The following is an 11,894-nucleotide window of genomic DNA, read 5'->3' on the forward strand; positions in this document are numbered from 1 at the left end:
CATTGCCCTGTGTTTTATGAACACTGTACACGTATAATCTGAACCAAAACTTAACCAATAAAACAGTGTTTTATATGTAAGTAAATATGAACAACCTACCTGTTTTGCTTCAAATTTCTAGGAAAATCCGATATGGGCTGCTTGGCTTGGCGGCACCCCAAAATAGCGCTTGAACTCCCTACTAAACTGTGTCGGGCTTTCATACCCAACTTTCAATGCCGCCACACTGGCTGCCATGCCGTCTTGCACCATCAGGGTTTTGGCCCGGTTCAAACGTATTTTCTTGATATATTGCAAGGGCGGATCGGTCACAACTTGCTTGAACGACCGGTGGAATGCCGACACGCTCATCCCGGCCATCTCAGCCAGTTCATTAATCACCAGCTTTTGGTCATAGTGACTTTGGACATGGTTGATCACCTTGGAGACCCTTGCCAGGGCGCTATCTTGCTTGCAGTAATGGGCAAGCAGACTTCCCTGCTCGCTACTTAGCAGCAAATAATACAATTCGCGAACAACCTGCCTGCCGAGTACCTTGGCATCCACCGGACTTGCCAAGCACCCTAGCAGACGTCGCAAACAATCACGAATGGCAGGGGTTATTGGGGTTACGGCCACCCCTCTGTTCTGCTCTTGAGCCCAAGCTTGTCCCTGCTGTGAAAAATGCTCCACGGTATCAACCAACTCTTGAATAATCGTCAGGTCAAAATCAATATCCAACCCGATCAGCGGCGCCTCCTCAGAAGCAAAGGTCTCACAGGCAATCGGGTATGGTGTTGCCACAATCAGGCAATTTTCGGTATCGTACTCAAACTGATAATCATTCAAATGCCCGACCTTGTTCCCTTGCAAAATCACCACAATACCTTGCTGGTACATTTGCGGGGTCATACGGTGATAACGATTTATCCGAAATAAACGTACTCCAGAAACAGCGGTTTCGACAATTCCAGGGCCTTTATCTAGCTGATAATACCGACACAATGACTCGCCAAGCTCTGCACAATGCTCAATCACAACGGCTATATCCCCTCTTTATGCGTATGCTCTCACTATGCTTAATCAAGTAGAAATAGGCAAGGATAAAACAGGATCGTGCATGCCATTATGTCTCTTGCTGGCATAGACTATTGGCAACAAGCTCAGAGAGGCTTTTGCGAAAATCGCACTGTCATCCCTCAATCCAGTCACTCGATACAACGGAGATATCGCATGGACAAGTTTACCTACCACAACCCAACCCGCATTCACTTCGGCGAAGGACAAATTGCAGCCATTGCCAATGACATCCCTAAAGACAAAAAAGTGCTGGTTGTATACGGTGGCGGCTCAATCAAACACAATGGGGTTTACGATCAGGTTGCCAACGCATTGAGTGGGCATCAATGGGATGAATTCAGCGGTATCGAGCCTAACCCGCAGTACGATACGTTGATGCAGGCTGTAGCCAAGGTCAAAGAGGGTGGGTTTGATTTCCTACTTGCTGTCGGCGGCGGTTCTGTCGTTGATGGCACCAAATTCATATCTGCGGCAGCCCGCTTCGCAGGCAACGACCCATGGGATATTCTGGCCAAACAGCAACCGGTTGTTGATGCTGTGCCCCTAGGATGCATCTTGACCTTGCCGGCAACGGGCTCAGAAAGCAATGCTGGCTCTGTAGTATCACGCGGCAAAGACAAGCTATTTTTCATGTCGCCACTGGTCCAGCCTATTTTTGCGGTACTTGACCCGAGCACAACCCTCAGCCTATCTCCTCGACAGGTCGCCAACGGGGTGATTGATGCCTATATCCATGTGATGGAGCAGTACTTAACTTTCCCAGCCAATGCCAAGGTTCAAGATCGCTTTGCTGAAGGCCTGCTGATGAACCTGATTGAGGAAGGCCCTAAAGCACTCGCAACGCCAAATGATCTGGCTGTTCGCGCCAATATTATGTGGTCTGCAACTCAGGCACTTAACGGCTTGATTGGTGTCGGTGTACCGCAGGACTGGACAACACATATGATTGGCCATGAACTAACCGGTAACTATGGCATCGACCACGCACGAACTCTCAGCATCATTCTGCCCGCGGTCATGAAACAGCGCCGAGCTGACAAGGCAGAGAAACTATTGCAATACGGCGAACGTATTTTCGGCATTACCGAAGGTAGCAACGACGAGCGTATTGATGCTGCTATTGCAAAAACCATCGACTTCTTCAAAACAATGGAAGTTCCAACTTGCTTGGCGGATGTCGAACTAGATAGCACCGCTATTGATCCCGTTATGGAAAGCCTGGAAAAACACGGGATGACCGTGCTTGGCGAGCGTGGCAATGTCACATTGACCGAGAGCCGAGCCATTTTGGAAACAGCGCTGTAATCACGAATAACGACACACTATCTATGACGCCCCGTACTCCTTCCCGGGGCGTCTAACGCCTGATAGCAATAAATGATTCTGTTTTCTCTGTCTCCATCGGCTCCACACGATTAGAAACCGGCGTATTCCTTTCTTGAGTCAATATATGTCGCCGACTCGCCAAGACAATACTTCCCCCTTTAATCAAGTCAATAATCTCTCGGGTCTGCTCAGGAGGAAGGGCCGGACATCCCCAGCTCCAACCGATGAAGTTATTCTTTTCAAGAAAATCAGGAGAGGCGTAATCTGCCCCGTGAATAACAATCAGCCGATCGCGGGCATTATCATTCATACCTTCAGAAAGACCATCCAAACGCAATGAATAGCCATACTTTCCGTAGTATGTTTCTGCTGTTTTATAGATGCCTAATGATGTTTGGCGCGAGTTAGCCGTATTAGAAAAGCGAGTCGCGTATTTTCCCCCACTTTCAATACCGTGGGTCGTATATGTTTGATATCTTAACTTTTTACCTAATAAATCAACAACATAAAACCTACGCTCATCAGACGGGCGATTAAAATCAATAATCACCAAGTTAGGGTTGGCTCCGGATCCCTGCGTCAGGTATGCCTCAACCCCTTCCCGAAACAGAGGGTAATCGATCACAGGTTGCAAACCGGCACCTCGGTAGACATCCTTGGCTAACAGGTCAACCTGTTCACTGATCGTGTTTGCCAACAAAGGCTGCGACACGAGAGCAAGCAACAATAATTTTTTTAGCATTTTTACAATCAATTGTGTGATTATTTTGTTCCATCCTAGATAAAATAATCTTAACAGACACACACAATGATCACCCTAAAATTATCACCTTTATGGCCAACCTGCCTCGCCGCATCATAAATGAACAAAAAAACGTGGCATATGCTCATATTATCTCTCACCTGCCACTGAGCTTATTTTTACGATATGGGAAAAACACCATTTTTTTAAATAAAACGTATAAACCATGATATGGCGAGGTATCACAGTTTCACTAAATAATGACACCTCGGGCATTTCCAAATAGTCGAACAATATAACTTTTGAATAATTGATCGCTTCCGTCTAAGCATTTGAACATGACAATGCGGGCACATTTTAAATTCCTCCTTGGTATCCAATGACATAAGTCTGCCTATGGCAGAGCTACAATATGCTCATATTTAAATCTACCCCGACAAAGGGGTATAATTCAGTATCATGTAAGTATCAAATGCAACCTGTTGCTATTAAACAGATTTAAACCAAAGGTTGGCGTTATTGCATTTTCAAATAAACAACTTTATTCAGTAAAAAGGGGTAATTACCCTACTTTTTTTTATCCATCCTCTTGGTAGAATGTTTCAGTGAAAATAGATAGCAAAACATATATATCTGTCATGATTGACGTGATGGAACAATACTCTCACCCGGCCGGACTAAAATCTAAAGACGGTGTTTTTGCGTACGCGAATTCCGCATACCGTGCATTAGTTAATGCGCCAAACGATATCGCAGGGCTTACTGATAGTGAGATTCCATGTGATACCGCCCAATTTGCAGCAACCTTTTTAGAACAAGACAAAATTGCTATACGTGAGAACAAAACCATTTCAACCATTGATATTCATCAATATGCTCATGGTTTTGACGCATACACTTTTGACAAACGCCCTATCATCATTCAGGGTGAACCTTGGGGCATACAGTTTCAGGCTCGAAATCTACGAGAGGTTGTCAACCTAGCCACCTTCGCAGAAGTTTTCGCTCTGGACAACAACACAAAGTCGTTCAGTACGTTGGCGCCCGAAATGATAGCCTTAACCAACTCACAAGAAATTGTCTTGTTCTGGTTGTTAAGGGGACGCCAAACCAAGCAAATTGCCCAATTGATCCACCGTACACCTAAGGCTGTAGAGAAACAAATTGCCAATTTAATCGTCAAGTTTTCCAGTGTCGGTGTTACAAATCGAGCTTCTTTGGTGGAATATGGCAGACGAGGCGGGTGGCTTTCCGTAATACCACAACAGCTATTCAAGACACCTTGCTCTATTGTCATTAACTAGCCAAGTCTAAGGGCTTGGCTAAGTTCCTCACCCTCTCGTATCATTTACAAAAAAATCAATAGTATCAGTAAACTAATACCAAAATGATACTGATTCATCGCTAAAATCAGATTAAAGTCTATGTAGAAAAACAACACCTTATCGGGTTAAAAAGCATATGATGGTTAGTTTTAGCGGCATCAACAAGTATTGCGATGCTATTGAGAACATTAATATCAACAGAAAGTCTCCTCACCGGCTCTTTATCGAATACCATACCTGCGAGCAAACAACACGCACCGGCTCTCCTATCAACAACTATGCTTTCTTACTTTTCCAAGGTGCAATTTCCCCTTTCAATCATGATCCCCTTTGTATTTTTCACGCTATCAGTGCCTCCGTCACTGGATACAGAACCTACATCGAATCTGATATCGATTTTTCCCGGGGCACATTCACATTAGCACTAACGCAATACTCAGAGTTTGAGCAAGATATATCCTGCTATATCGTTTTTTGCGAAGGTGAAATTATTGAAAAACAATTCTGTGATCTTGAAATATTAAAAATCACAACCAACGAAAATAATTACCATTTTAGAATAAGATACAACGCTCTACCTCATACTCCAAATAATGAAGTAAATCATGCCATCATCATTTATGACGTAACAGGCCGTTCCCGCCAACTTGGAATGAAAGTAATTCCGCCTCATAGAGAAGAACAATACCAAACGCTTACTGTTGAAAATATCCAATATGGCTCGCAACTTACTATCGGCTATTATCGAGATCCCCTTTTCAATACCTGTACTGCCAAACATCGCATCATCATGGAATAAAACACGAAATAAAAAAGGAGGGCTTCCCCTCCTTATCAAAATCAAGATATCCCATTAACCTTGGGGTAACTTATTTGGCTCTGCCTCAATTTATTTAAAACTAATAATTCCAAATACTTAATAGCACAATGATTGGGATCTATGACGGGAATATAACAACTTAGCTCTTCAGACAAAACTCTACTTAACGGCTCTGCGTAACCAACAAACCCTGTGCACCCGAAGATGATGGACTCAGCCCCATTACTTTTTATGGCTCTCAAGGCATGGCTAACCAATAGGTCAAAAACTCTTTCTTTATTGTCGAGATCATAAACACCAAGATCCAGAGCAGATATCGTTGCCAAATTGCCCTGAATACCAAACGCCCTGACATGCTCATTTTGCAAATCGTGCGTGCCGCGAATGGTTAGAATGGCATATTTCTGGCTTAGCATCATCGCAGTATATGCACTAGCCCTAAAGCCGCCAATAACGGGAATATCAACCAATTCACGCGACTGCTCCACCCCACACATATCCATATCGGTAACAAAGACACCATCATAATTCTTGGCTTCCTTGCCGATTAACTCAATTACATGCGGAGCATTAACCGCCAAATCCACCCGTGACTGGATACAAGAGGTACCTTGATTGATATTCTTCACATCGATTCGAGTATCCGGAGCCACAACCTCTTTCACACTTGCAGCTATTTCAGCATTAAAATGATCGGTATTAACCGGTGTAACGACGAGTAGACGCATCATTGACCTCCATTTTGACAATGATTTACAAATGGCGAAACATAAGTAGTGATCGCAGGCTTAATACCCAACTGCTTACGCACGGTATTAATTTCATTAATGAACAGCTTCTGTAAGGCAGGCGTATTCATACCTTGCGCAGCCGGAACCGCAAATACATGGACATGCATTCCCTCTTTGATCTCGGTATTGCTTAATGTTTGTCCGTCCGTCGTTACGTAACATATTGAGTCAGGTCCCATCACCGCTGGCTGGTAATCACAGCCGCTTTCTTTGGTCTCTAACAAAAGCGTTTCATTTTCAGCAATCGCACGATAAATTCGCCCTCGTCCGCCATCCTCGTGCATAATGACGTCAATCAGGTCAAACCCTTGTTCCGTATAGTTCTTTGCATGCACAACGGTTGCGGTTGTTACTTTGATGCCACCGCTAACAGCTTCAATTTGTTTCGCTAAACTTTCTTTTCCCGCCAGTCTAATCGCCGCCCCCAATAAACGAGCCCTCTCTAGCGAACCCGATACATAATAACCTTGTTGACTCGCTTGGATATCTTGGCCTGAAATCGCAAAGCAACTCATGGCTGATCGTTGGTCAAATCCCTGATCATCACTAATAATACCGTGCATCATGTCATTGAGATTACCCAAATCATCAGTATTAATAACCAATTGTGCACCACCATCAGCAATTGTTGTCTCAGAAACAAGTGCAACGGGAGAAAGTCTCGGTGCGCCTGGTACATTCTGAGCCGGGCCAACCATCGGCAAAACAGGCACTGCACGGCCGCAACCATCCATATTCATGATTGGTATGTTTTTTTGCGCCGCCAACAACATGGCCATCCCGTACGTCAATGTTCCTGTTTCAATAGCAATGACAGACTGAAACTCTAGAGCTGGGTTAACTTGGACACAATCAAAGGTCGTACTGCGAAGCTGCAAAACATGCTGCATCACTTGCTGGTGAAGATCAAAAACCCATTGCGGGGAGTGTATAAAGCCATCATCACAATATTTCTGAGGCGAACCAACCGCACCAACAAATGGTGCGTAAAATCCTGCTCTTCCAACTTCAGGATCATCAACATCAAGGTATGGAAGAGCCATCAACCCCTTCTCGTCCATCACTCTCTTGGTGTCTTTCAGCAAGAGTTCACCGTTGATGTAAGCACCACCTCCCCCACTGGCATAAAAATGTGACCCGCGAATAATATCTTTCAAATCGTCGTACGAATAACCCTTCATCAATAGTCCTTATTGTTATTTCAGTTATCCCCTTGAGCGTAACCGCCTCTGAATATTTATTGGTATCAAATCAGTATCAAAAAACAATAAGGTGACCTCACGCAGCAGCATTGACTTTAATGCTCATACATTTCAATCTGCCGCTTTAGCAAAGGGGTACAAGCTTCATGAGCAAGAGCCTGAGAAATATATTCATCGTTATTTTTAATTTTCCCCATTAAAAATAACATATCCGGCACATAACATTGCGCGCCTGTTTCCGACGCGTCTCGAACAGACTGCTCTATCACCTTAACAGCTAAATCATACTGACTATCATCAACCAGTACCTGGGACAGAAGCAAAGAATACATTGACTGAGTCAGACAAAAACCAGAGCTAGACAACCAGCGCTGATACCCCGTTACCAAGGTCTCAATATGACGTGGAGAGGGGTCCAGTTGATACGCTGCCCAGCCTTCAATTATCGATCCCATTCCGATATAAAATGGAAATCCATATTCTCGTGAGATATCAACCAGCTCCCGCGCATACTGGAGGGATTTTTCAGGGTTTTGCTCATGCCAGTAATACCATGCGGCTCCCTGAAGTGCGATGGCTATACTAAATACGTGCCCGCCCTTTCGACTTTCGTCCACCATATCCAGCATCATCGATTCGCAGTTTTCCAAACCCAATTGCGAAGCCGACAATAACTTAAAACACCATGCCAGCATCCGTGGGTCATGCCCAGCCAGCTCAAGACTGCTTTCACGCAACTCATCATCGCAACACTCAAGTGCCCGCGAGCTATACTCGTAAGTACGCTGAGCGTCGCCAGCCCAAAAGCTAGTATTGGCAAGGGCAGCTAAAGACAGAACCCGCCCGGCATCATCATCAAGCAACTCGGCCAGCTCCAACGCCTTGTCGGCGTAATATATAGCCTTATCAATATCAAGACGGGTCAGGGCAACTGTCCAGACGCCAAACAGCGCATTAATTTTTCGGTGTTCGCTCTGGGAAATATCGCATTTTTCGATGATCCGATTATAAAGTTCGATCAAACTCGGAGAAAACCAGCCGTAACGAACCTTATAAATATTCGCGAGGTAGAACATCAAATCAAGCTCAAGATCGACACACTGTGCTTGACTCACAGTCCCCGTATCAAAACCCTTAAGCCGCAGATTACCCAGCAGCTTTTCTGCCGCTTTAATTGCCTCTTCAGCGTCACTGTACTGCCCTTCTGCCAATTGCAGATTACCGCAGCGCCCCAAATAATAAGCCGCTTTAAAATCTAAACCCGCAGCCAAGAACTGATCAGCCAACCATTGGAGTTCCGTCAAATTATTGGGAATGTTTGTTTTTTCGAAATATTCCGCTAACTGACGATGAAGGTATAACTTCTCACTGCTTGCCAAACTTTGTGATAGCGCATCAGCGATCAAATCGTGGGCTACAGTAAGCTGGTCAACACCATAAGGTATAACAAGGTGGGTTTGATAGAGTGTTGATATATCAATTTTTTCAGATAATAAGGCCCGAATATCTTCTAGCCTTAGCGGTTTATTCGCGATCGCCAATATCTTCAATACATTTCGATCTTCCTGCGATAGCACAGCTAATTGCTCTTCGAACAATAACTGCAATGTATCCGGAACCGTCGCCAAATCATGACTTGACAGCAACAAGGATAAATACAGCGGGTTACCTTGGCATTTTGACACTATTTTTTCTGCCATCTCCTCAGGTAGATGCGAACCAGAATACTGAGAGACCAAAAGCCTACACTCACTCGCAGTTAGTGCGGGGAGTATCAAACTTGCATCAACCTGAATATGCCGTTGAACACGGGCCTTGTCAGCCACCGTCGCCGTCACTATAACAGTCAACACCCGGTCGGCGATCTCAACAACAGCCTCATGCAAAATCTGCATTCCTTGCTCACTCAGCAAATGGACGTTATCTATAAAGACAATATCAGCACTACCTTGTTTTAGCTCTCTGATAACATTGGATTCATTCTTCTCGATATCAATCCAACCAGTTATCAAACCATCTTGCTGTATCGTCTCGCTAAGCTGATGCAAAAAACACGTTTTACCAATCCCCTGCTCCCCCCAGATCCCAATCACTTTGCTCTTATTGGTAAGAGTACTTTCAGCAATTTGTCGTTTAACTTGCTCAAGCTCAACATCGCGCCCAATAAAATAAGGGCCAGATGGCAGGCTATTCATTACATCCAGTTGCCACCAATCAGGTTTTACTGAGTCATTCAACGCCGTAAAATGAAACTGCTGTAAATGCAAAGCTCTCAGTGATTCGCTCACAATGAAAGTGTTGTACGGCATATCATGGCTGGTTTCGATTAACGCCGTTAACTGCTTTTTATCTAGAAAAAATTGCGATTCTTGACATAAAATTGTGGTGACATTGACTAAGCAACAAAATGGACTCAATATTGATGAACGCGATTTTATTTCATTAAAAAGGTCAAACATACAAGATAATGTTTGCTTTGATTGAGAAAAATTATTTTCATCTTGAATAGCACTCGAATAACGTCCAAATGCCGCAACGATATAGGTTCCATATTTCTCTATCAGCAATGGCTGGTAACTCTCAATTCTTGCCAGTGCATAGGAATAGACTTCAACATCAGAGGCTTTGAAAAGTGCCACCACACCAAGCCGCTCTTGACATGTAGTACTCTCTTTCTCTTCACTATCAGGCAGCATAATAAGGTCATTAACTTCAATGCCATAGAAAGCCGCAAGATTTTTAGTCGTTCTATAATTTACTGCCTTTCCTGTCTCAGCTCGTTTTATTGTAGCAATAGAAATTCGCAAGCATTTCCGTTCGCATGCGTCTGCCAAGGCCTCTTGACTTAATCCATATTCTCTTCTTAATGACTTCAAATATTGACTATTAAGAACCTGCTTACCATCCATTCCGTAAACCTTTTTATTCTAAAAACACCACAATTGTAATTTAAGCTAGCTAGAGCATAACGACATTTAATCTGAACTCTGATATTCGATGAGCTCATATGAGGATAAATAACTATATTGTAAATACCACAATGCTATACAACATAATAAAATACAAATCACTACAATCAAAATAAGTCACATTAACTTGATTTAGACCACGTAATTTCAATGTAACACTCATCTATTACACTGAAATTTTATAATGCAAACGAGACATGTCGATTTATTTACTTTAAAAACAAGCAAATATGGATATTTAAAAACAGAACAAACAAATCCATGGTTAATAGCTGAATATACTTACATTACCTCAAGAATACAGGATTCAACACAAGCTATCTTGAGGTAACTAGGTGTACCTAACTACTCATTACTGACTCGACTGAGTGCATCTTTTAAGAATGCACTAATTAGTGTCAGCCTCGCGGTATTGCGTAACGACGGCTTGTAAAGCATAAACAACTCAATTTCTGGTAATTTATAATCAGTCAAAATCTGTATCAATTTCCCCGTAGACAACGCCTCCCTAACTTGGAAAATCGGCTGCATCGTGATCCCTGCGCCCTCCAATGCGGCTGCCATCATCGCCTGCCCGCTGTTCATCGTCAGTCGCGACGATACCAATGGCGAAAAACTTTGCCGACCGTGATAAAAACACCACTTATAAGCACTATTCAAACCGCTCGGCTGAAGGCATTGGTGATTTTCCAGTTCCATCGGATGCGATGGCACACCGTATTTAGCTAAATATTCCGGAGAGGCGCACACCACCATTTCAAAACTGCGCAATTTGTTGGCGATCAAGTACTCATAGCCATCCACCCGATCGCGAAAAATAATATCGTACCCCTCTTTTTTGATATCCGGCTGGTTGTTGTCCAATATCAGCTCAATTTCCAATCTCGGATACTGCTCGATAAAGCGGGCTAAGGCCGGCGAGAGTGCTTTTATTCCAACATTCACCCCAGCATAGATCTTCAGCTTCCCACACGGCTCATTCATATTACGATAAATATCTTCCTGCGCAGCTTTGAGCTCTGCCAGAATGGTCAAACAACGCTGGTAATACTGCTCTCCAGCAGCCGTCAGGCTTTGAAAGCGGGTTGATTTCACCAGCAGTTTGGCACCCAACGAGGCCTCCAGGGAACGGACATGCTTGCCTACCATTTGGGCACTTATCCCAAACTCATCGGCAACTGCTGCAAAAGATCCGAGCTCAACGGACCGTACAAATATTTCCATACTGGTGATTCTATCCACGTAGGCCCCACTCCCAATTAACAACAATTACGCTCATTTTTCGAGCTTGATTAGAAACCGTGAGTTTCGATTGTATTCCCTTAATGGATATTTATTCCAGCCAATTATGTGATTAATATCACAGCATTATCACATTGGCCCTTCTGGCCACCTACCCCGCGCTTAAGAAGAGAACCTGACTGTGCTGAATGCTATCCCAAAAGAAATTGCCATCGGCGATATCTACCTCCCCCCGTTGCTCGTTGCAGGCTTTCTCGGGGTTGTCTGTACCTCTTTGACAGCCCGGCTATTGAACAAACTGCAATGGCATCGATATGTCGCCAGCCCTCCTCTGGCCGAACTCTGCATCGCCATTGTTTATACGGTCCTCATTGGTACCTACGTTTTCCCTTCTTAACCTGTTATCGAGATTATTGCT

9 protein-coding genes and 1 pseudogene are annotated in these 11,894 nt (G+C 44.0%); 4 read left to right on the plus strand and 6 right to left on the minus strand.

The genetic code is table 11. From position 1 onward, the window contains the following. Positions 1–117: 117 nt before the first annotated feature. Positions 118–1,017 carry an AraC family transcriptional regulator gene (locus ABT56_RS11075; RefSeq protein ID WP_240478295.1) on the minus strand — a complete coding sequence of 300 codons (900 nt, stop codon included), beginning with the start codon at positions 1,015–1,017 and terminating at the stop codon, positions 118–120. A 195-nt stretch (positions 1,018–1,212) separates the two neighbouring features. Between ABT56_RS11075 and ABT56_RS11080 the strand changes: the two genes are divergently transcribed. Next, complete coding sequence (locus ABT56_RS11080; protein WP_047878942.1) at positions 1,213–2,364, plus strand: iron-containing alcohol dehydrogenase; 1,152 nt, start codon at positions 1,213–1,215, stop codon at positions 2,362–2,364. Positions 2,365–2,515: 151 nt separating this feature from the next. Here the strand turns inward: ABT56_RS11080 and ABT56_RS11085 are convergent. After that, positions 2,516–3,127: pseudogene (locus tag ABT56_RS11085) on the minus strand (murein L,D-transpeptidase catalytic domain family protein); the annotation flags it as partial. A gap of 605 nt (positions 3,128–3,732) precedes the next feature. On the opposite strand from ABT56_RS11085, the gene ABT56_RS11090 reads away from it, so the two are divergent. Beyond that, a complete protein-coding gene (locus ABT56_RS11090; protein ID WP_240478296.1) occupies positions 3,733–4,431 on the plus strand; it encodes a helix-turn-helix transcriptional regulator in 699 nt (232 codons plus the stop codon). A gap of 157 nt (positions 4,432–4,588) precedes the next feature. Then, positions 4,589–5,251 (plus strand): hypothetical protein, encoded by a 663-nt coding sequence (locus ABT56_RS11095; RefSeq protein ID WP_157037822.1) that lies wholly within the window; start codon positions 4,589–4,591, stop codon positions 5,249–5,251. Positions 5,252–5,292: 41 nt separating this feature from the next. On the opposite strand, the gene ABT56_RS11100 is transcribed toward ABT56_RS11095, so the two are convergent. From ABT56_RS11100 to ABT56_RS11115, 4 genes are all read right to left on the minus strand, one after another. Beyond that, positions 5,293–6,003 carry an aspartate/glutamate racemase family protein gene (locus tag ABT56_RS11100; RefSeq protein ID WP_157037823.1) on the minus strand — a complete coding sequence of 237 codons (711 nt, stop codon included), beginning with the start codon at positions 6,001–6,003 and terminating at the stop codon, positions 5,293–5,295. Next, complete coding sequence (locus tag ABT56_RS11105; RefSeq protein ID WP_047878945.1) at positions 6,000–7,244, minus strand: S-methyl thiohydantoin desulfurase domain-containing protein; 1,245 nt, start codon at positions 7,242–7,244, stop codon at positions 6,000–6,002. Before ABT56_RS11105 ends, ABT56_RS11100 begins: the two co-directional genes overlap by 4 nt. A gap of 116 nt (positions 7,245–7,360) precedes the next feature. Next, on the minus strand, positions 7,361–10,174 hold the full coding sequence (locus tag ABT56_RS24415; RefSeq protein WP_205626073.1) for a helix-turn-helix domain-containing protein: 2,814 nt from the start codon (positions 10,172–10,174) through the stop codon (positions 7,361–7,363). A gap of 405 nt (positions 10,175–10,579) precedes the next feature. Continuing rightward, on the minus strand, positions 10,580–11,476 hold the full coding sequence (locus ABT56_RS11115; RefSeq protein WP_047878947.1) for a LysR family transcriptional regulator: 897 nt from the start codon (positions 11,474–11,476) through the stop codon (positions 10,580–10,582). 181 nt (positions 11,477–11,657) lie between these two features. Between ABT56_RS11115 and ABT56_RS11120 the strand changes: the two genes are divergently transcribed. Further along, positions 11,658–11,873, plus strand: a complete 216-nt coding sequence (locus ABT56_RS11120) for a DUF1656 domain-containing protein (RefSeq protein WP_053062451.1) — start codon at positions 11,658–11,660, stop codon at positions 11,871–11,873. Positions 11,874–11,894: the final 21 nt, after the last annotated feature.

Source organism: Photobacterium aquae (assembly GCF_001029445.1).
GTDB lineage: Bacteria > Pseudomonadota > Gammaproteobacteria > Enterobacterales > Vibrionaceae > Photobacterium > Photobacterium aquae.